Below are 21,638 nucleotides of genomic sequence, written 5' to 3' on the forward strand. Positions count from 1 at the left end.
AATTATGAGAATTCTGCTTGTAGGTGAATACAGCAATCTGCACAACAGTCTAAAAGCCGGACTGGAAAATTTAGGTCACAGCGTGACCTTAATGAGTACGGGTGATGCTTTTAAAGATTACCCTTCAGACGTAAAACTAAAAGCAAAGCGTATAACCGGTTACTCGCTGTTAAACTTTTATCGAAAAGCCCTTTACCGACTCACAAAATTTGATATTGCTACGCTTGAAATTGGTTACAGAGCATTAGATTATCTGGTAGATCAAAAACCTTATGATGTTATACAGCTCATCAATGAATACCCCTTAAAAACTCCTTATTTTATAGAACGTAGAATTATAGAACGGCTGCGCCAACTTACACCTAAATTAATTATTTTGGCTTGTGGCGATGATTTAATTTATTTGAGCAATCTTAATAAACTGAAGCATCATCCTATCTTACAACATCCTGAAATTGAGTTTCCGTATAGTGAGCAGTATATTTCTTTAAGCCATAAAAAATACCACGACTTCATATTTAAATTAAAGGACCTCATTATAAGTACAGATTTTGATTACCATCTTGCTTATACAAACGTGGATGATTATTATGGCCTTATTCCCAATCCTATTCATTTAGAAAAACTCGTTGCGCTACCATTTCCTAAACCGAATCCTATTGTGATTTTTCACGGCATCAATCAGGTAAATTATTATAAAAAGGGAAACAACTATTTTGAAGCAGCACTTGAAATTATTCAGAATAAATATCCCAATCGTATTCAGGTAGTTTCAGTTTCTAATATTCCGTACGCCGAATATATAAACGCATACGATAATGCACATATCATTTTAGATCAGACCTACGCCGAAGATCAAGGCTACAATGCCCTGGAAGCGATGGCAAAAGGCAAAGTAGTGTTTACCGGTGCCGGTGAGCTTTTTACAAAACACTACAAGCTTGCTAAAAAAAGTGTGGCTATACATACTATACCTGACGCTGAAAAAATCGCTGATGATTTGGAGCAACTCATTTTAAATCCTTCTCGCATCGCTGAAATAGGCTTGAATGCCCGAAAGTTTATAGAAGAATATCACGATAGTACTGCTATAGCAAAAAAATACATTAAAGCCTGGGAAACGGCTAAACCCAAAGCTGACGCAATTTCCGCTTGAGTGGCATTTCAAAATAGCGATACGAGAACCAACTCACTACAAGTATTAGTATAAAACACGGGCTTATCAAAAGCCATATATTTATTCCCAATTGGTAATGATTTACAAAACGATAGGCATAACGTATAATTAGCTGATGCCAGAGGTAAAACCCAAAACTGAGTTCTCCTAAAAATAGCATCACCCTATTAGTTAAAAGACGTGATATATATCCTTTTTGAACTGCAAAAACACCAATAAAAACCGTCATAGGAATCCAATAATAGATTGAATACCGCAACACTTTAGGAAACAATGGTGCCGCCCAGTAAAATCCTATAAGCAGTAAACACGCAACTATTTCGTAAAATGTGAATCTAGATTCGTATTTTTTAAATACTACATTTTTTAATAATTGAAAGAGCACCATTCCCAATACAAAATCTGCTAAACGCAAAAACGGATTCACATAAAAAAACCAGTGCTGCCAGGCTTCGGGTACAATTTGCATTAAGCCAAAAATACCCAGCATAACTAAAATAGAACTTCCCAGTAATGCTTTCGCGGAAGCCTTAGGTATCCTTTTAATAAGTATTGGGAAGAGCATATAAAAGAAGAATAAATCTGATATACTCCACGCCAAACCGTTAAAAGAAAAATAATAATCTGCTACAGGAATAAAACTTTGAAGCATAAAAATACTGCTCACCAATTTTAAAATTTCGTGAGTAGGCTCAAGCGCAAATGCATCTATTGTAAGAGGAATTGCAACCAGCAGTGTGAGAATATACAAAGGATATAATCTACTAAATCGAAGTTTTAGAAATGCACGTGTAGTAAACCGCTGTTGCACAAATCGCTCTTGATAAACATACGAGAGTATAAAACCGCTGAGACTGTAAAAAAAGGCGTGACCTATAGCATCTTGTAAAATACCTATATGATGTAAAAACACCATAAAAGCAAACACAAAACGCAATGAAGCCAGTGATTTAATCATAATCTACCGAATAAGGATTTGTAAAATACCCCAACCATAACCAGCAAATACAAGGCATAACTTAATAAATGTCCCATTGCTGCACCTATAAAGCCATAAGCATCTATAAAAAACCGGCTAGATAAGTAAATGATTGTCCATGAAAGTATTTGAGTACCAATAAATAACCAAAACTTATTTTTTGCTACTAATTGATATGCAATTACCAGGCTAGCCACCCTGAAAAAATCTCCTGCAAGTTGCCATATAAAAATAGATCGCATCTCTAAGAATGAGGCATTAAATACAATCATTATAATGTATGATTTCAACAAAAAAATAAGAATTAAACCAACTCCAAAAAATGGCAAAATGGTTTTATAAAAATTTAAAACTTCTGTTCTAAATTCCTTTTTTGAGGCAACCGCAGAGAGCTTAGGTAAAAAATAAAGCGTCATCAATGTGGTGGCAAACATCATATAATATTCAGAAAGGCGCAGCATCGCATCCCAGTAACCGGCATTTACAATTCCGTCAGTTTTAATAATATGTTTACGAATCGCTATATAAACCCAAGGAGATGCAATTGCAGAAAAAAGAGTCATCCCGCCATAAGATGCTAACTTTTTTACGATTTCAATATCTATGCGCGCTCTTACAATTTGCAAAAAACAATGCCGCTTGTTCAACAGAAAAACACCTGTTATCCCTAAAGCCATTACTCCTGAAATCACTAAGGCCAGTAAAGCTCCAAAAAGATTGAAGTAAATAATTAATAAGGCAGACACGACCACACCCAGAACATTAGTGGCTACATTAATTTGAATGACTTTTTTATAAGCTCCCATCCCATTAATAACATTTACCAGTAATGCATTAAGAGTAAATAGAGGCAATACAAAACCTGTAATTTTAATTATAGATGTATAGTCATGTACTCCATTAAACACAAAATAATTTATGGGATTAGAGAACACTACTAAAATACCACCTACTACTATCGAGCATCCTAATCCTATTTTTAGAGCAGTCGCTACTAAACGATTAAATTTAGGGTTCTCTGTTTTATATTCAGCAGTATATTTAATGACCCCGTTGCTAATACCCAACTGACTTACGCTCTGTACCGAGCTTAAAAAGTTACGCATATCCCCAAGAATTGCCATTCCCGAAGCGCCCAGATAAAACGCAATTAATTTTGAAGTGATTAATCCGCAAACCACACGCACAAAAATACCTATGGCATTAAACGAACTTACTTTAAGCAGTATATTTTGTGCGATAAGCAGTCGTAAATACTTAAGCATTATACGCGTTTAAAACTGCTATTATGATTGTAATTTCAGATTCGGTAAGTGTTGTATTTAAAGGGATGCTTACACTCTCGTTTGCTAAGGTTTCCGTTATGGGAAAGCTGAGTGAATTGTAGTCTTTTAAAGCCGCCTGCCTATACGGCGGTATAGGATAATGAAGTGCAAAACCAACTTCACAAGATTCTAAATACATTAAAAAATGTGATCTGTTTTTAACCCGAATTACGTAAACATAAAAAACATGATTTTCAGATAAATCCCAAAGCGGAAGTTTTATATGTTCATTATTAATTTCTGCAGCATAGCGCGCGGCAATTGATCTGCGCTGGGTATTTTGTGCATCTAAATCGTTTAGCTTCTCACTTAAAAATATAGCTTGTAACGGGTCTAGACGCGAATTAAAACCTGCATATTCATTTTCATAACTTGAGCTTCTTCCGTAATTTCTTAGTTTTTTAATAATTTCCGCCAGAGTTGCATCTGAAGTTGTGATCAAACCTGCATCGCCTAATGCACCAAGGTTTTTTGTAGGATAGCAACTAAAGGCCGCCGCAACACCAAAACTTCCTGCTTTTTGACCTTTTAAATGTGCTCCATGTGCCTGGCTTGCATCTTCAATCAACAGCAAATTATATTTTTTTGCATAGGTAGAAATTGCTTCAACTGCTTCTAATTGTCCGTATAAATGCGTGATCAATACCGCTTTTACTGATGCTCCAGCCACAACGATCTTCTGTAAGTCAATATTAAAAAACTGCTCTTCAACTTCCACAAATACAGGTTTTAACCCTGCCTGTAAAATCGCAAGAACAGTAGCTATATACGAGTTAGCAGCGACTATAACGCTGTCTCCATTATTTAGTTTTTTTTGAAGCTTTAAGCCTTCAAAAATAAGCCGAAGTGAATCAAAACCAGTTCCTGTACCTATGCATTCTGAAGTATTACAGTATTCTGCAAATTCCAGTTCAAATTGAGTAACGGTTTTACCTAAAATAAAAGTACCATCCTGTAAAAAATCATCAAAGCGTTTCTTAAACGAGTCTGTATATGGCGTATTAACTTTCTGAAGATCTAAAAACGGGATCATAGTACAACATCATTAAGGAGACAATGATTTGCTGTAGCGACGCTATAAGTTCGCTGAACACGAGTTCGAGCGCCAAAACCTTCTTTCCAAAATTGTAGTCCGCCATTTAGCTTTTTACCGGCTTCTTCGTTTGAAGTTCCAAAATCAAAATAATACTTCTCTTTACTATATTTTGAAATTAAAAAATCAAAAAGCAAATCTAAACTTCCTAATCGCTGCCGGTCTTCGTTTGCCGAAATGTATTGAACGTGTGCTACTGTAGGCGTTTCGAAAATAGTAGCGCCCGCTACGCATCTTCCTTCACGATCAAGCACATTATACTGTCGTATATTGTATGGAAATTTTTTAGCAAGCATACTAATGTCCGTTAAGCTATGAACGGGAATGGTGTCGTGTCGTAACTGCAGGTTTGGGATAAGAATAGTATTCCAAAAAGATGTAAAATCCTTAGTCTCTATGAGTTCTAAACCGTTATTTTTTGCTTTTCGTATTCCGTCTTTACGAGAGTTGTGCAGTGGGATGCGATTACGCAAATCAATTACAGAAGCTGCTTCAGTTTTTATGAGTGCTGCTTTGGTTAGAAATAATAAATAATCAAGTTCATCCCCCGGTAATTCCTGATAAAATTGCGGCAATACTTTAATTTCAAGCATTTGTATTCCGCTTTGCGAAAGAAATTGAAGTAACTGTTTAAATACCTCTAAGACAGTCTGCAGGCGAATTTCGGCTTTAAGTACGAGACCGCCATAAGTTAAACCCTGATGTGAATAAACTGTGTTTCCATTTTTATTTGCAGGGAGCACCGCAAGCACCTGGTCTCCTTCAAAAACCATTAAACTGTAATCTTCAAACCGGTCGTTATGATAATCCATAAAATCACGTTGAAATAAAAATGAAGTATTTTTAGAACCTTTGTAAGTTCCGTTTAACGAGGCTACAAAACGATCCCAACGGGATTTGTATGCTGTAGTATATTTTACAATTTTAAAAGTTGACAAACGTGCGGTTTTAGAACAGGGTAAATTACAAAAAATTGATTTGAGCAACAGCAATCAAAGTTTAGGATTAATTCTGGAAATATGCTAAACTAAAAAAGCACTTCTTAGAAGAAGTGCTTTAAAAAATAACGTTTATTGCGATTTTATCTATTCACTAATTTTTAATGAATATTGCTCTACAGATGTAGTGAAATAATTACCATCTCCTATAGAACCTTTATTTGTAATTTCTATAAAATCTTCACCCATGTAACCTGTATCTGCCAGGTATTTAATTGTAAATGCATCAATAAATACTTTACCGTGTTTTGGTTCTACCGAAACATCTCGACCACCTTCAACAGGTGCGGTATCTCTAGATGCAATGAGTAATGTATCATTAACTTTTACCTGTAACTCTGCGGTAGTAGTAGGGAAATCTTTATCATTATCAGAACAGCTTCCTGCAAGTAAGATCCCCATTAAAACCAATACAAACTTAAATTTAATTAACATATAAACTGTTTTAGCGTTGTATAAAACAGATGCAAAATAAGAAAAAGGGTTGCGTCATTTTGTAAACCAATTCAAAAAAAAAAGCACCTCCTTTAGGAAGTGCTTTCTGTTATAATTTAAAACGTAAGATTAAATCTTGTTACGTTTACGATCATTTTCATTTAACCAAACTTTACGTAAACGTAAGTGGTTAGGAGTTACCTCAACATACTCATCTTTCTGAATGTATTCTAATGCTTCTTCAAGAGAGAATTTAATTGCAGGTACAATTTTCGCTTTATCATCTGCACCAGAAGAACGTACGTTAGACTGTTTCTTAGCTTTAGTAATGTTGATATTCATATCATCCTGACGTGAATTCTCACCAATTACCTGACCTTCATAAATATCTTCCCCTGGAGATACGAAGAACTTACCACGATCCTGTAATTTATCTATAGAATATGGAATTGCATTTCCGTTTTCCATAGAGACAAGAGAACCACTAATACGTCCTGGAATAGTACCTTTAAAAGGCTGATATTCTTTAAAACGGTGTGCCATAATAGCCTCACCTGCAGTAGCTGTAAGCAACTGGTTACGTAACCCAATGATACCACGTGATGGGATCATAAACTGGCAAATCATACGCTCACCTTTAGCCTCCATACTTAGCATCTCACCTTTACGCATAGAAACCATCTCAACAGCTTTACCGGAAACTGAGTCTGGTAAATCTATTGTTAACTCTTCTATAGGCTCACATTTAACACCATCAATTTCTTTAATGATTACCTGTGGCTGCCCTATCTGTAGTTCATAACCTTCACGTCGCATTGTTTCAATTAAAACTGAAAGGTGTAATACCCCACGACCAAAAACCATAAATTTATCTGCACTCCCGGTTTCTTCAACACGTAATGCAAGGTTTTTCTCAAGTTCTTTCCATAAACGGTCTTTAATATGACGTGAAGTCACAAATTTTCCGTCTTTACCAAAGAAAGGAGAATCGTTAATAGTGAAAAGCATACTCATTGTAGGCTCATCAATAGCGATTGTTTTAAGAGCTTCAGGATTTTCAAAATCTGCGATAGTATCCCCTATCTCAAATCCTTCAATACCTACGAGTGCACAAATATCACCCGGAAGAACTTCAGGAACTTTTAGACGTCCTAAACCTTCAAAAGTGTGTAATTCTTTAATTTTTACTTTTTTAACGGTACCGTCACGCTTCACTAAAGATACTTGCATACCTTCTTTAAGAGTACCTCTTTGTAAACGACCTATCGCGATACGACCGGTGAAAGAAGAGAAATCTAATGATGTAATAAGCATTTGTACTGTACCTTCTTCTATTTTTGGTGCAGGAATATGCTCCATAACCATATCAAGAAGTGGTTCTATATTTTCGGTTTGATTTTCCCAATGATCACTCATCCAGTTGTTCTTAGCAGAACCGTAAACGGTAGGAAAATCTAGCTGCCATTCTTCGGCACCCAGTTCAAACATTAAGTCAAAAACCTTCTCGTGAACTTCTTCTGGAGTACAGTTTTCTTTATCTACTTTATTAATTACCACACAAGGCTTAAGACCTAAGTCTATCGCTTTTTGAAGTACAAAACGGGTTTGTGGCATTGGTCCTTCAAAAGCATCAACTAATAAAAGTACACCATCAGCCATGTTTAATACACGCTCTACCTCTCCACCAAAATCGGCGTGACCAGGAGTATCTATAATGTTAATTTTTGTACCCTTATACATTACTGATACGTTCTTAGACGTAATAGTAATACCGCGTTCGCGCTCTAAGTCATTGTTATCCAGGATAAGATCTCCCGTGTTTTCGTTTTCACGAAACAATTGACAATGGTACATGATTTTGTCAACCAACGTAGTTTTACCGTGGTCAACGTGAGCGATAATCGCAATGTTTTTAATTTCCATAAGATGCCCTTATTTTAAGGGCGCAAAGATATGGTTAATTAATGAATTTTTAAGCACTTATTTTTAATTATAATCTGGGCGGCTTGCTGCTTATTAAAAAACTTCTAAAAAATTGAAAATCAGTCACAAGCAGCAACCTGGCTATTCGCTATATCTTTTTCGCTAACAACTTTACGGAATACGCCAAAGGGCGTAGAAAGTCTCTCGTTACAAAAAAGGATGCCGCTACTATCCCTGCCGCGGGTTTATATTTATTGCTGTTGCTGTTTCCAGTTAATTGAAAATCGTAATTATTTATATTTCCTGTTTATTCTTATTTTGTACTTAATTGTTGGTAGTTGTAATCAACAATAAGTTCTCGACTGCGCTCGAACTGACATACCGCTTTATTTTTAAAGTTTTAAGTTTCATTTTCTCTTTTCTCTTTTCTCTTTTCTCTTTTCTCTTTTCTACTTTCTACTTTCTACTTTCTACTTTTAACCATTAACTTCTAACTTTTTCCTATTTCTAAAGCCTTATCTTTACAGCTTTAAATCCCAGACAATGAAACTCACAAATATTCCTAAAATTAAACATACAGATTCTAATAACTTCTTCTTACTTGCAGGGCCTTGTGCTATAGAAGGCGAAGAAATGGCATTACGCATTGCTGAAAAAATTGTTGGAATCACTGACAAATTGAATATTCCTTATGTATTTAAGGGAAGTTTTAAAAAAGCAAATCGTAGCCGTCTTGATAGTTTTACAGGAATTGGAGATGAGAAAGCTCTAAAAATTCTACGCAAAGTTTCTGAAACTTTTGACGTACCTACCGTAACCGATATTCACGTAAATGAAGATGCCGCTATGGCTGCTGCTTATGTTGATGTTTTACAAATACCTGCGTTTCTGGTACGTCAAACCGATCTTGTTGTGGCTGCCGCCGAAACCGGTAAAGTTGTCAACCTTAAAAAAGGACAATTTATGAGTCCGGAATCTATGCAACACGCCGTTACTAAAGTAACAGAAACCGGCAATGAAAACGTATGGATTACAGATCGTGGGACCATGTTTGGCTACCAGGATATGATTGTAGATTTTAGAGGCATCCCAACTATGCGTCAATATGCACCTACCGTACTTGATGTAACCCACAGCTTGCAACAACCCAATCAAACCAGTGGCGTAACCGGTGGCCGTCCTGCACTTATAGGCACTATGGCAAAAGCCGGTATTGCTGCAGGTGTAGATGGTCTATTTATAGAAACGCACTTTGACCCTAAAAATGCAAAAAGTGACGGAGCCAATATGCTTGATTTAAGTTTGCTAGAAGATTTATTAACCAAGCTGGTAGCAATACGCAAAGTGGTTGCCGAGTAAAAAAAAAATTATAGAAGTAAAAAATTCGTGTAGAAAATTCATTCTACACGGATTTTTTTTAATTGCATTTAACCTTCTAATCCTCTCGTTAGGCTCGAATTCATTAGTATCAATTAATGATTCTGAACTACAACTTATTTTTCATCTCCTTTAAAAATCCGATTGCGATTTCGGCATTTATATCTTCCACGCTGTGATACCGCAGCGAACGTAAATTTTTTCGGTTTTCTCCCGCTGTAAGTTTTTCATTAGGGTCATTGAGCATTATTCCTTTAGGGAAACTTAGTTCAACAAAGGTTTTTTCGAAAATTTAGGAAGCAAAACATCCTGTCATTTAAATAATAAAAAGGCAAGTGCCATTTATACAATAAAGCTGCCTGTGGCACGGCGTGCTCAATTAGTACTTGTAATTCAATTAAAATACTTCTATACGGTTCAGGCTTTTTAAGAATGTAGTCTTCTGCAGGATTCATTGTAGATCTTACTTTAAATCTAAATATTTTCTTAAAGTTAAGCTTAGCATCTTAAATAAATATTAATTGATAAGTCAAAATTCAGTATTAAATAAATTTCCGCTTAGTTTTCCAAATTAACACTATTCACAACAACAATGTACCAGATTTTAAAGCCCCCAACCTTCTTTAAAATACTTATTTTTTTTATGACACCTATGTGGTGCTTTAGTCAGGAAGAAGAAAAACCAAAACTTGAATTGGGCGGTGCGCTACGATTTAATTATGTGTATTCTTCCTGGAAGGAAGAGCAAAAAACCAGAGGAGGTGAATTGGGTTATGATATGTTTAGAATTAATGCAAAAGCTTCTTATAAAAATATTTTCTTAAATGCCGAATATCGCTTTTACTCCGATGCTTTTGGTGGTAGTTTCTTAAAGCAAGGTTGGGTAGGATATCGCTTTAATGAAAAAAATGAGCTGCACGCCGGCCTAGTCTATGTGCCTTTTGGTATCAAGCAATACAATTCACATAATTGGTTTTTCAATATTACCTATTACGTAGGTCTCGAAGATGATCACGATATGGGATTAAAATACGTGCATACAGATGATGACTGGGAATATGCGTTTGCTTTTTTAAAAAACGCTGAAGAATTAAATTTTGGAGGAGATGTAGAAAACAGCTCAAGCAGGTATTCATACGATGTGGTAGGCCGCAATAAAGAAACCAATCAATTTAATGGAAAGGTAGTACGTAAATTTGGTAATGAGGCTGCGCAAAGATTAGGTTTTTCAGGGCAGTATGGGAGTCTGTACAATATAGACACAGATAAAAATGGGAGTCATTATGCCCTTGCCGTTCACTATGAGCTAGATTACAAAAACTGGAACTTAAAAGCAGAGGCTATAACTGTCTCTCATTCGCCAGAAAATAAATTAGGTGAATCTAATAAAACCATTATGAAGGGAGCTTACGGTACCCCGTATGCCATTGCTAGTGATTTTACTATGTATACTGCCGCTATATCTAAAAAAATTGAAGTTAACTGGGGACCTATTTCACAAATTGAATTGTATAATGATTTTGGTTATATGCAAAAGAAAGAGAAAGAATTTACAGATTCCTTTCAAAATGTAACCGGAGTTTTGGTTACTGCAGGGGGTGTTTATACTTATATAGACTATGCTGCCGGTTATAATCATTCATGGCTAGGCGGAAACTTTGTAGATGATTTTGCAGTAGGTAATCCCGATGCAAAATGGGAAGCTCGGTTTAATATAAATGTTGGTTACTACTTTTAATAGAATAAAATTATGGCAAAGAAAATTACACGCAGTGACGAAAAGAAATCAATATTTGGTCTTGAAGTCAACGGTCCGGTATTTTTTACCTCGGCTATCTTTATCATTATAAGCATTACGCTTACAATTGTTTTTGAAGAGCAAGCACAAAAAATATTTGGTGATATACAACATGCAGTTGCAGAAAAGGCAGACTGGTTTTTTATACTCACAATAAATTTATTCCTCATATTTCTTATTTATCTGGCTGTAGGTAAGTATGGTAATATGCGTATAGGTGGTCAAAAAGCAAAACCTGAATTTAAAACCATGTCGTGGTTTGCAATGCTCTTTAGTGCAGGTATGGGTATAGGTCTGCTCTTTTTTGGAGTTGCAGAACCTGTAAAACATTTAATTGCGCCACCTACTGCAGATCCTAATACAGTTGCTGCTGCCCAGGAAGCGATGAATTTCACCTTTTTGCACTGGGGTTTTCACGCCTGGGGTGTTTATGCACTGGTAGGCCTGGCATTATCCTATTTTACCTATTCACGCGGTTTGCCCCTCACTATTAGATCTATATTTTACCCGTTTTTAGGAGATAGAATACATGGGAGAATAGGTGACGCAATAGATATTTTTGCAGTACTCGCAACACTATTTGGTCTGGCAACTTCTTTAGGATTTGGAGTGCAGCAAATTGCAAGTGGTCTTAATCATGTATTTGGAGTTCCTGACGGAACGCTAACTCAAGTTCTTTTAATTGCAGGGATAACGCTAATAGCCACAACTTCGGTAGTTTTAGGTGTAGACAAAGGAGTTAAGATTTTAAGTGAGTGGAATATGCGAGTGGCTGTAGTATTACTACTGCTGGCTGTAATTCTGGGTCCTACTCTATTTATTTTTAGATCTTTTGTAGAAAACACGGGAAGCTATTTATTCAACTTTATACAGATTTCTACCTGGAGTGAGACTTTTGAAGGCTCCTCATGGCAAAATGACTGGACGGTTTTTTACTGGGGTTGGTGGATAGGATGGTCCCCATTTGTAGGGATGTTTATTGCTCGTATTTCTAAAGGTAGAACCATACGTCAATTTATTTTAGGTGTATTACTAGTACCGGCATTAGTAACATTTTTCTGGATGTCGGCTTTCGGTAGTGTTGCAATACAACAAGCTCTGGGCGGGGACACCAGCATTGTGACAGCAGTACAAGATGATGTTGCTACTGCATTGTTTGTCTTTTTTGAAGATTACCCGCTCTCGATGGTAATAAATGTAGTTGCTGTAATTCTAATTGCCGGCTTTTTTATCACCTCATCAGATTCTGGTTCGCTTGTGATAGATAGTTTAACCTCTGGCGGAAAAATTGAAGCTCCGGTAGGTCAACGTATCTTTTGGGCCATTACAGAAGGTACGGTAGCAGCTGTACTTCTAATAGGCGGTGGTCTCGAAGCACTTCAAACCGCTACCATTGTTACCGGTTTACCCTTTGCTGTGATTTTACTTATAATGTGCTATTCTCTGTACAAAGGCCTTCGGGAAGACTATCAAAAACTCGAAAAGAAAAAATCTGAAAAGCAAATGGATGATTACGAAGATGTAGTAAAAGAAATTGTAGCACGTAGAAAACAAAACGATTAACTATGGAAAAAGCAAAAAACATACTGGTTGCACTAGATCTCTCTTCATTAGACAATCATTTAATAGCATATAGCTCTTTTCTAGCAGATAGCCTGAATGCAGAAAATGTCTATTTTGTGCATAACATTAAAAAATATGAGATATCAGATCTTTTTGAAGAGGAGTTACAAAAAGTAAATCTTGACCAGCTTATAGGCGACGAACTTAACGAAAATATTGAAAAAATATTTACAGCAAATGTAAATTGGGAGGTTCTTATTTCTGAAGATTCAAATACAGAATCCCTGATACATTACATCGCTAATAAATATAGCATTGACCTAGCTATTGTAGGTAATAAATCTGCTAAAGACGGTACTGGCGTTGTTACTTCAAAATTATTAAGGCTATTAAAATGCAGTATACTTACAGTACCTAGAACAGCAGAGTTAAATTTAGATACCGTATGGGTGGGTACAGATTTTTCTAGCCATTCAAGAAAATCTTTCTTTTTTGCTAATGATTTGCAAGAGCGTGTTTCTTCACAATTGTCTTCAATACATATCTATCAAATCCCTATGCAGTTTTCACCCTACATAAAACGTGCTGAGGCTATTGAAAAAATTGAGAAACACCTAAAACAAAAATCAATCAAATTTTTTAGCAAATTAGGAGTAGCAACCCCAGATACTAACGAATTCCTTTATGCTAATGATAAGAGTATAGGTCAGAAGTTTTTAGTTGAAATAGAGAAACGAAAACCTAACCTCGTTATCCTTTCTGATAAAGGCGGAAGTAATATTTCTTCGCTGCTCATAGGAGGGCTTACCGAAGAGCTTTTTAATGAAAGCTTGATAAGCGCACTACTCATAGTAAAATAGATTTTAAACTTGTACTTAAGCTTCATTATAAAATGAAGCTTTTTTTTGTTGTACACTATCCAAATATATACTTACTTTGCATTTCAAAGTACTTTTGTATGGAAACACAAAACTATCTCAAAGATATTAGCGACATCAAAAACATGATGAGTCGTTCGTCTCGATTTATTTCACTTAGCGGACTCTCAGGAATACTTGCTGGCATCTATGCTCTTATAGGTGCTGTAGCTGCCTACTTTCAGATTCAGAAGTTTGAAGAGTTGAGCTATACAGAGAATCAGTATATTTCAGATGACACCTATACTACGCTCTTCTTTAATTTAATTGGTATTGCTCTTCTTGTTCTTTTTGCAGCCGTAGTAACCGGCTTTATACTCACATTACGCAAAGCAAAAAAACAGAACGAGAAAATCTGGAATCCGGTTTCAAAACGCTTATTGGCAAATTTTGCGATTCCGCTTATTGCTGGTGGTCTATTTTGTGTAGTACTTATTCAGTATAATATTGCCGGCCTGGTTGCTCCTGCTACACTTTTATTTTATGGACTTGCCCTGGTAAATGCCAGTAAATTTACAATCGGTGATATTAAATATTTGGGCTTAGTCAATATACTAATTAGCTTAATAGCCACTCAATTTATAGGATACGGATTGTATTTTTGGAGCTTAGGTTTTGGTATTCTCCATATTATTTATGGAGCTATTTTATACAATAAATACGACCGGTAAATCTTTTAATTACGGTTAACACAAAGCGAATTTAAAGCTAAAACAGATAACGAATTCAATACATTGAAAAACATCATTCAACATATAAATAAGGCTTTTGACCACCGTATAAGACTGGGTATTATGAGCATTCTTATGGTTAATGATTTTGCAGATTTTAATATGCTGAAAGAATTACTAGGCGCTACTGATGGTAATATTGCCAGTCATACAAAAGCCCTTGAAAAAGAGTCCTACATACAAGTAGAAAAATCATTTATTAACCGAAAACCCAATACACGGTATATTGCTACGCCTTTAGGGAAAGAAGCATTTACAAAGCATATCGAAGCCTTAGAAAAACTGATCAACCCTTAATAACAAATCTATTTTTTTATCTATTTACTTTGAATTTCAAAGTACTTTATTTTAACGAGTTTCATTTATCAAAAGACACTAATCACACTTTAAAATTTCTATTATGAGCGAACAACATCCACAACAGCAAAACAAGATTATCTATTGGGTAAAAAACTCGATCACCGCCCGTATGTTTATGGTAGGCTTTCTTACTCTTATTCTATTAATACCATTATTTTTTGTGCAAAACCTCATTGAAGAACGCGCCATTAGGCAAAAGCAAGTCGTAAGTGAAATCAACAATAAATGGGGTGATGAAGTTCTAATTTATGGTCCTATTTTAAAAATCCCGTATAGAACTTACCACGAGAAGGCTATTACAAATAAACAAACCAAAGAGATTTTAACTGAAGTTATAGAAGAAATTAAATATGCCTATTTCTTTCCTGAAAAATTAGGTATAACCTCAACGGTCAACCCTGAAATTAAAAACCGAAGTATTTACAAAACCACAGTGTTTAGTTCGCAAACCCTATTAAACGGTATGTTTGCCATCCCAGACTTCTCAGACGTATCGCTTCAGCCTGAAGATATCCTGTGGGATAAAGCGCGCGTTATTTTAAAAACCTCTAATTTAAAAGGCGTAAGCGCCGAAGTGAAAATTAAACTCAATGAACATAATTATCCCTTTTCTTCAAAATATGATACTCATGAAAATCCCAGGACTAGTGGGTTGAATATGCATTTAATGGAAAGCAAACCTATTGAAGTTGCGCAACTTCCGCAGGAAAAAGCAGTTGCATTTAGCATTAATTTAGAAGTAAACGGAAGCGAACAAATACGTTTTGTACCCATAGGTAAAACTACCGAAGCTCAAATTACTTCTAGCTGGGAAACAAACAATTTTACGGGTAACTATTTACCGTATAATCAAGACAAACTTACCGATACCGGCTTTGATGCACGCTGGAACGTGCTGGATATCAACCGCCCTTTCTCACAACAATTTTTTGACCGGTTACCTGAATTAAATGAGTATGCTTTTGGTGTAAATTTTATGATTCCGGTAGATGAATATCAGAAAAGTGAACGAACTGCTAAGTACGGTTTTCTGGTTATTGGGCTCACCTTTCTTATTTTCTTTTTAATACAAACCCTAAGTAAAATAAGCATTCATCCGTTTCAATATTTGATGATTGGTATTTCACTCGTTATGTTTTATACACTACTCATTTCCATTTCTGAGCACAGCAGTTACCTCAATGCCTATTTTGTTTCCGGTTGTTCTGTAGTTATTCTAATCACACTTTATTCTAGAAGCATTCTCAAAAGTGTAAAGTTCCCTTTATTTATAGGTGCTTCACTAAGTGTATTATACAGCTTTATATATGTAATAATTCAGCTTGAAAATTATGCATTGCTTGTAGGCAGCATTGGCTTATTTATAATTCTTGCGCTAGTTATGTACGCTTCGCGGAAAATTGATTGGAATGCTTAATTAAATTTAAACTAATCAGCCGGCAGGTAAGACATACCCGTTGGCTGATTACTATCTGTATTTATGAAAACACGTATAGAAACTCATTACACGCAGCTCAAATTTATATGTATAGCAACGATTTGCTGTGCAGTATTATTAATGATCCGACTCAAAATCACACGTGATTTTTTTGGTCTGTTTCTCGTATGGAATCTTTTTTTAGCTTCTATACCCTTAGGGATTGTCTGGCTGTTGAAGGAGCAGAAAACCTTAATAAAAAATAATTTTATTGTCGCACTTGCATTTGGTATTTGGCTTTTATTTTTACCTAATTCACCGTATATACTCACAGATCTTATACATCTCTCTTACAGCAATCCGTCCTGGTTTTACTATGATAGTATTCTCATTATAAGCTTTGCGATAACGGGATTATATTTTGGTTTTTTATCTATTTATGAACTTAAAATGATATTCAGAAAAAAATTCAACCTTTCTGTTTTAAATACAGGTATTATAGCTGTATTATATTTATCAGCTTTGGGGATATACCTTGGTAGAATTTTACGATTTAATTCTTGGGATATTTTAGCTAATCCTACAGTTCTTTTTAAAACACTGCTGCAATTTGTCCTATCCCCCGTAGAAAATAGTGAAGTATGGTTATTTACCTTTATTTTTGGAACACTATTAACCGTGCTCTATTTTATAAGTGAACGCTTTTTAAAACTCAGTGAATTATGATATATAGCCGTAACACACGTTTAGCGTATGCGTTAGGATTTAGCATTATTTTAATAGTAGAAATTGCTATCGCTACCTATCTCAAAACTGGTTTTATACGCGCAAATCTCGGAGATTTTTTAGTAGTGATATTTCTATATTGTCTATTAATGACTGTAATAAATATTTCCGTTAAAAACGGATTAATCATCACCCTGCTTTTCTCCTTTTTAATAGAGTTTCTTCAAATCATTAATCTCACACGATTTTTCCCCACGGAATATAAGAAATGGGCAGCATTAGTGTTTGGCAGTCATTTCTCTTGGTTAGATATCCTAATGTATACTTTAGGAATTCTAACAATTTGGGGTTTTGAATATGCACGATCTTCCCGACCTAATTCCCAAAATCTTCAGGAGAGAAAATAGCTTATCTGTATTGAGTAGGCAATACAAAGATTTTATAAGTTCGCTATATAGGTTTTTCGACTACGCTCAAAATGAACTTATTGAGGACATACTAATTACTTCGTTTTTCGTCTTTCGTTTTATTCTTTACCGTCTACATAATCCTGTAGGTAGCTAAAGCGTTCAGTAAGTTTGCCATTTTGTGTCATACGCGCGCGTTGTAGAATACCATCTGCATCGTCATTAAAAAAGGCTGGTAGAACGTGTTCAATAAACATCTCACCAAAACCTTCGCTGGCATCTTTAGGAAGTTCACAAGGTAAATTATCTACTGCCATTACCGTGATTGCACCATCTGCATCCATTGCTACTTCAGATTCAGTAACCGCATCATACCCATAAAACGGATCTGCAATAGTAGAAGCGCGCAGTGTAGAGGCTACAGGGCCATCTACATCACACGAGATATCTGCAACCACTTCTATACTAAAATTTTGTGCTTTTGCATCTTCGCGAGTAAATAAATAGGGCGCGCCGTCACCATAAAAATGTCCGGCAATAAAAAGCTGTGTAACTTCCGCAAAGCGCATAAAATTAGATTCATAACCGGAGGGATCTTTAAAGAATTCAGAAGTATTCACTGCGGTACCATCTATTTTTTTAGTGTAATCTTCAATACCCAACTGGCAATAAACCGGCATATCATGTTCTTCACTTAAATAATCCTCAACGGAAACTTTTTTAACCCCCATCTTATCCAGAATTTCCATAGACCCAGCAGCTACTTTCCCAGTTCCTGTTAGCGCTATTTTTAGTTTGGGGAGTTCGATTTTTGCTAATTGACTCTGCAAAGCATTACTATCTGTCAACGTTGATGCCGGTGGTAAATCAAATGATTTATGTTTTTTACCGTAGGCTCTAAAACCGTTATAAGCACCTACAAGACCAGCATATCTTCCGAAGCCTATTAATCGTAATCCGCGTTCATCTGTTATCGTCTCGTGATCGTAAAGCTCAATATTTTTATCTAAAACTGCCTGTAACAATGCTCTGTTGTAGGGTTGTTTTTTAATGGTATGGCTAAAGAAAAAGTACTTTTTATTCGGTATCAAATCCTCAATGCGCACTTCTTTAACACCCAGCATTACATCTGCTGAAGACACGTCCTGCAACACTTCAAACTCGGCCTTCTCATAAGCTACATCAGGAAAAACCCGTACAGAAGAAGATTCTACTACAAACCGGGCTTTAGGAAAACGCTCCTGTGCCTGTATCATCGTTGTAGGTGATAAAACCGCTCTGTGATCTGGCGGGGTTTTTCCTTCTTTAAGTAATGCAAATATTATGGATGTCATGTATTCAATTTTTGAATCTGTAATTTACAATTTTAATGGGTTTGAGAGCAGGGATGCGAACCTTCGTATTTCTAAGTTTTAATAGTTTGTTGAGATAAAAGTGTTAACATTCTGCGTATTTTTGAGAAAATAAAAAATTATGAAATTCAAACTACTTATTCTTGCTGTAACTACAATTTTAACCTCGTGTAGTGCGCAGAATAAAATTAAAGGAGATAAAGACGTAATGTCTATTGTCGGAAAACTGGAATCTGGTATTAACACGGTAGAGATAGGTGAAGGTATTGAGTTAGAATTGGCACAATCGCCTAACAACAGTTACATTTTAACTACAGATCGCAATCTGGTAAGTGTAATTGATTTCAAAGTAACAGACAGCGTTTTAGTAATAAAACCTAATATGCGCATTACTAATGCTAAAGAGTTGAAAGTTTATTTGAAGCTAGACAACCCACAACATATTATTCTTAAGAAGGATGCCGAATTTAAGTCTCCGGGGCTACTTGAAGTTCCTGATTTTACGTTAATCGCATACGATGCTTCAAGGTTTGAATTTAAACTGAATAGCGATAAAACTATGTTCAACTTAATGGATAACGCCGGCGGTGATTGCAGATTAAATGCTAAAAATTTCACTTTAAAAATGACAGATCGTACTGATCTTAAAGGGGATTATAACACTACCGAAAGTACCTTTACACTTGATGAAAATGCAGAGTTTTCGCCAAGAGGAAAAACAAGTACGTTACAATTAACTTCATCAGGAAAATCAAATTATAAAGGTTCGCGATTTGAATCTAAAGACGGGTATGTGACTTTAAGTGGTCGCACTTCTACTGAAGTGTATGCTTCAGATAACTTAAAAGTATTTGCTCAGGATAAAGCTTCTGTAAAGGTATATGGCAAAGGTGATATTAAGACCGAAGCTTTAAAAGATGATGCCTCTATAGAAAAGAAATAAAACAATAATCCTTGATAGTTTGAATGCCGAAGAACTTTAGTATCTTTGCAGCCCTCAAATTATCGAGGATATTTTAGAAATGGGGTCGATTTGGTTTTGACAGCGGGTCTAATTGAGTAGTAAGCACGCCGAGCGCTGGGACACAAGCTCGTAAATCTCATGTTTCACACTTTTTAAACGGCGAGAATAACTACGCCATGGCTGCATAATCCGAATCACAGTAGGATTTACTTAATCTCATACAAGGTATGAGACCATGATACCTCTGAAAAGCCTTGGTTTACGGCGTTTCGCTTAGAGGTACCGAAAAAGTAAACATAGCTATCGCAGGGTCTTGATGTGGTAGTGAAACTTAATCGAGAATAAGGTATTGCTTGGTAGTTGCCGACCGGGTACTATTCGAAAAACAATTGGCAAATAAGCGCGTAGAAAGCTATTGAGTTGCCTGTTTGCACGGCGGTTCGAACCCGCCCGACTCCACTTTTTGAGTTTCAAACTCATTTAAAAACCCTGTAAATCATTGATTTACAGGGTTTTTAATTTTATTCAATATCATTTAATATCAATTAAAAGTAAAAAAAACGGGACCCTTTGGGGAGGTCGCGCCGTTATTGGGCTCAGGGGGTCTCGACAAGCCCGTAACACGCTATTTTTAAATATATTACAAAAGTTAAAGTTTTTTGACCCTAAAAAATCATTTACTAATTTGACTTCAAAGTTCATATCCAACCTACCACGAAGGTTCGGGAGTTACATAAAATTGGAGTCATGAAAAATAATTATTACGCATTATTTCATCTTATTAAAAGGAAGGTTAATAAAAGAGGTTTAGCACCAATATATCTTAGATTGACTGTTGACGGCGAACGAAAAGAACATAGTATTTCGAGAAGAGTTCACCCTAGAAAATGGAATTCACGTCAGGAAAAAGCATTGGGAAATAGTCGTGAGGCAGTAGAGATAAATACACATATTAGTAATTTAAGGCATAAACTCAATCAAATACACCAGGCTTTTATTGAGGACGAAAAACACATTTCTGTCAATTCTCTACTTAAAGAACTAAAAGGAGAAAATCAACAAAATAAATTGACTCTGGAAGTATTTAAAGAACACAATGAGAAAATAGATCAATTAATCGGAAAAGATATCTCAGCATCCTCTGCTCAGCGATATTGGACTTGTCATAATCACGTTCAACAATTCATAACCGAAGAATATGGGGAAGAGGATTATAGGCTTAAAGACATTGACCACAACTTCATTACTAAATTTGAACATTTCCTTAAAACAAAGAGACACTGCAATCACAATTCAGCCTTAAAATATGTCAACAATTTTAAAAAGATTGTCCGTATTGCTTTAGCCCATAAATGGATAAATCATGATCCTTTTATAAATTACAAAGTCAAATTTGAACCTGTAGAACGCGAATTCCTCACTCAGGATGAAGTTGATGATCTCTGGGAAAAGGAACTGCATTTTGACAGACTCATTCAGGTGCGGGATATGTTTATTTTTTCCTGCTATACAGGGCTGGCCTATTCTGATGTTGAAAAACTTTCAAAGTCTGATATTACTATAGGCATAGATGGCAGCAAATGGATTCGTATTCACCGCACTAAAACCGGAACCCGGAGTAGTATTCCCCTCTTACCCGTAGCTGAGCAAATTTTGCAACGCTATGCAGATCATCTGCAGGTTAAAGAGTCTGATCACTTGATACCGGTATTCAGCAATCAAAAATCCAACGCCTTTTTAAAGGAAATCGCAATTATGTGTGGCATTTCCAAACCTCTTACTACACACCTAGCACGGCATACTTTTGCTACCACCATAACACTTACGAATGGCGTGCCAATCGAAACTGTAAGTAAAATGTTAGGTCATCAATCATTGCGCACAACACAGCACTATGCAAAAATTGTTGATCGAAAAATTAGCGATGACATGAATATTTTAAAAGAAAAACTAGCTGCACAAAAGTCAAAAAAGGAATCCAAAACTCAATAGAGCATAACGGTTTCTAAACCTTTTTTGTGTTGATCTGGCCACTAGAAGTCGTATATAAATGTTCCTAACTCTGTGAAACCGTTTGACGATGCATCGTATTGAAT

General features: G+C 35.8%; 20 protein-coding genes and 1 other RNA gene. 13 read left to right on the forward strand and 8 right to left on the reverse strand.

Annotated features, from left to right (window positions below; genetic code table 11):
- Window positions 1–4 precede the first annotated feature (4 nt).
- Entirely contained in the window at window positions 5–1,156 is a 1,152-nt protein-coding gene (locus ACIGAM_RS15645; RefSeq protein ID WP_396512409.1) for a glycosyltransferase, read from the forward strand.
- On the opposite strand, the gene ACIGAM_RS15650 is transcribed toward ACIGAM_RS15645, so the two are convergent.
- The 6 genes from ACIGAM_RS15650 to typA all read right to left on the reverse strand — a co-directional run bounded on the left by ACIGAM_RS15650 (window position 1,125) and on the right by typA (window position 7,930).
- On the reverse strand, window positions 1,125–2,135 hold the full coding sequence (locus ACIGAM_RS15650) for an acyltransferase family protein (RefSeq protein ID WP_396512410.1): 1,011 nt from the start codon (window positions 2,133–2,135) through the stop codon (window positions 1,125–1,127). The two genes, ACIGAM_RS15645 and ACIGAM_RS15650, sit on opposite strands and share 32 nt — an antisense overlap.
- The gene (locus ACIGAM_RS15655) at window positions 2,132–3,421 is read right to left on the reverse strand and encodes an O-antigen translocase (protein WP_396512411.1); all 1,290 of its coding nucleotides are present in this window, start codon (window positions 3,419–3,421) and stop codon (window positions 2,132–2,134) included. Before ACIGAM_RS15655 ends, ACIGAM_RS15650 begins: the two co-directional genes overlap by 4 nt.
- Window positions 3,414–4,514, reverse strand: coding sequence for a DegT/DnrJ/EryC1/StrS family aminotransferase (locus ACIGAM_RS15660; RefSeq protein ID WP_396512412.1), 1,101 nt, complete (start codon window positions 4,512–4,514; stop codon window positions 3,414–3,416). Before ACIGAM_RS15660 ends, ACIGAM_RS15655 begins: the two co-directional genes overlap by 8 nt.
- On the reverse strand, window positions 4,511–5,512 hold the full coding sequence (locus ACIGAM_RS15665; protein WP_396512413.1) for a GNAT family N-acetyltransferase: 1,002 nt from the start codon (window positions 5,510–5,512) through the stop codon (window positions 4,511–4,513). Before ACIGAM_RS15665 ends, ACIGAM_RS15660 begins: the two co-directional genes overlap by 4 nt.
- 147 nt (window positions 5,513–5,659) lie before the next feature.
- On the reverse strand, window positions 5,660–6,007 hold the full coding sequence (locus ACIGAM_RS15670; protein ID WP_396512414.1) for a hypothetical protein: 348 nt from the start codon (window positions 6,005–6,007) through the stop codon (window positions 5,660–5,662).
- A 129-nt stretch (window positions 6,008–6,136) separates the two neighbouring features.
- Complete coding sequence (gene typA / locus ACIGAM_RS15675; RefSeq protein ID WP_396512415.1) at window positions 6,137–7,930, reverse strand: translational GTPase TypA; 1,794 nt, start codon at window positions 7,928–7,930, stop codon at window positions 6,137–6,139.
- 543 nt (window positions 7,931–8,473) lie between these two features.
- Between typA and kdsA the strand changes: the two genes are divergently transcribed.
- Window positions 8,474–9,289, forward strand: a complete 816-nt coding sequence (gene kdsA, locus ACIGAM_RS15680; protein ID WP_028376147.1) for a 3-deoxy-8-phosphooctulonate synthase — start codon at window positions 8,474–8,476, stop codon at window positions 9,287–9,289.
- A 127-nt stretch (window positions 9,290–9,416) separates the two neighbouring features.
- Here the strand turns inward: kdsA and ACIGAM_RS15685 are convergent, their stop codons facing one another.
- Complete coding sequence (locus ACIGAM_RS15685; protein WP_396512416.1) at window positions 9,417–9,554, reverse strand: hypothetical protein; 138 nt, start codon at window positions 9,552–9,554, stop codon at window positions 9,417–9,419.
- A 396-nt stretch (window positions 9,555–9,950) separates the two neighbouring features.
- Between ACIGAM_RS15685 and ACIGAM_RS15690 the strand changes: the two genes are divergently transcribed.
- The 8 genes from ACIGAM_RS15690 to ACIGAM_RS15725 all read left to right on the forward strand — a co-directional run bounded on the left by ACIGAM_RS15690 (window position 9,951) and on the right by ACIGAM_RS15725 (window position 17,226).
- Window positions 9,951–11,045 (forward strand): hypothetical protein, encoded by a 1,095-nt coding sequence (locus ACIGAM_RS15690; RefSeq protein WP_396512417.1) that lies wholly within the window; start codon window positions 9,951–9,953, stop codon window positions 11,043–11,045.
- Window positions 11,046–11,057: 12 nt separating this feature from the next.
- Window positions 11,058–12,668 carry a BCCT family transporter gene (locus ACIGAM_RS15695; protein WP_396512418.1) on the forward strand — a complete coding sequence of 537 codons (1,611 nt, stop codon included), beginning with the start codon at window positions 11,058–11,060 and terminating at the stop codon, window positions 12,666–12,668.
- A gap of 2 nt (window positions 12,669–12,670) precedes the next feature.
- The gene (locus ACIGAM_RS15700; protein WP_396512419.1) at window positions 12,671–13,528 is read left to right on the forward strand and encodes a universal stress protein; all 858 of its coding nucleotides are present in this window, start codon (window positions 12,671–12,673) and stop codon (window positions 13,526–13,528) included.
- A gap of 98 nt (window positions 13,529–13,626) precedes the next feature.
- Window positions 13,627–14,256, forward strand: a complete 630-nt coding sequence (locus ACIGAM_RS15705; RefSeq protein ID WP_396512420.1) for a hypothetical protein — start codon at window positions 13,627–13,629, stop codon at window positions 14,254–14,256.
- 63 nt (window positions 14,257–14,319) lie between these two features.
- Entirely contained in the window at window positions 14,320–14,613 is a 294-nt protein-coding gene (locus ACIGAM_RS15710; RefSeq protein ID WP_396512421.1) for a winged helix-turn-helix domain-containing protein, read from the forward strand.
- A 103-nt stretch (window positions 14,614–14,716) separates the two neighbouring features.
- A complete protein-coding gene (gene creD, locus ACIGAM_RS15715; RefSeq protein ID WP_396512422.1) occupies window positions 14,717–16,093 on the forward strand; it encodes a cell envelope integrity protein CreD in 1,377 nt (458 codons plus the stop codon).
- A 63-nt stretch (window positions 16,094–16,156) separates the two neighbouring features.
- A complete protein-coding gene (locus ACIGAM_RS15720; protein ID WP_396512423.1) occupies window positions 16,157–16,819 on the forward strand; it encodes a DUF1361 domain-containing protein in 663 nt (220 codons plus the stop codon).
- The gene (locus ACIGAM_RS15725; protein WP_396512424.1) at window positions 16,816–17,226 is read left to right on the forward strand and encodes a DUF2809 domain-containing protein; all 411 of its coding nucleotides are present in this window, start codon (window positions 16,816–16,818) and stop codon (window positions 17,224–17,226) included. Before ACIGAM_RS15720 ends, ACIGAM_RS15725 begins: the two co-directional genes overlap by 4 nt.
- A 119-nt stretch (window positions 17,227–17,345) precedes the next feature.
- Here the strand turns inward: ACIGAM_RS15725 and ACIGAM_RS15730 are convergent, their stop codons facing one another.
- Window positions 17,346–18,551: an NAD(P)-dependent oxidoreductase gene (locus tag ACIGAM_RS15730; RefSeq protein ID WP_396512437.1), complete on the reverse strand. Its 1,206-nt coding sequence runs from the start codon at window positions 18,549–18,551 to the stop codon at window positions 17,346–17,348.
- A 148-nt stretch (window positions 18,552–18,699) separates the two neighbouring features.
- Between ACIGAM_RS15730 and ACIGAM_RS15735 the strand changes: the two genes are divergently transcribed.
- The 3 genes from ACIGAM_RS15735 to ACIGAM_RS15745 all read left to right on the forward strand — a co-directional run bounded on the left by ACIGAM_RS15735 (window position 18,700) and on the right by ACIGAM_RS15745 (window position 21,534).
- Window positions 18,700–19,521 carry a GIN domain-containing protein gene (locus tag ACIGAM_RS15735; protein WP_396512425.1) on the forward strand — a complete coding sequence of 274 codons (822 nt, stop codon included), beginning with the start codon at window positions 18,700–18,702 and terminating at the stop codon, window positions 19,519–19,521.
- An 81-nt stretch (window positions 19,522–19,602) separates the two neighbouring features.
- Window positions 19,603–20,004, forward strand: a transfer-messenger RNA (tmRNA) gene (ssrA, locus tag ACIGAM_RS15740).
- 285 nt (window positions 20,005–20,289) lie between these two features.
- Window positions 20,290–21,534 carry a site-specific integrase gene (locus ACIGAM_RS15745; RefSeq protein WP_396512426.1) on the forward strand — a complete coding sequence of 415 codons (1,245 nt, stop codon included), beginning with the start codon at window positions 20,290–20,292 and terminating at the stop codon, window positions 21,532–21,534.
- Window positions 21,535–21,638: the final 104 nt, after the last annotated feature.

Source organism: Leeuwenhoekiella sp. NPDC079379 (genome assembly GCF_044542075.1).
Classification (GTDB): Bacteria; Bacteroidota; Bacteroidia; order Flavobacteriales; family Flavobacteriaceae; genus Leeuwenhoekiella.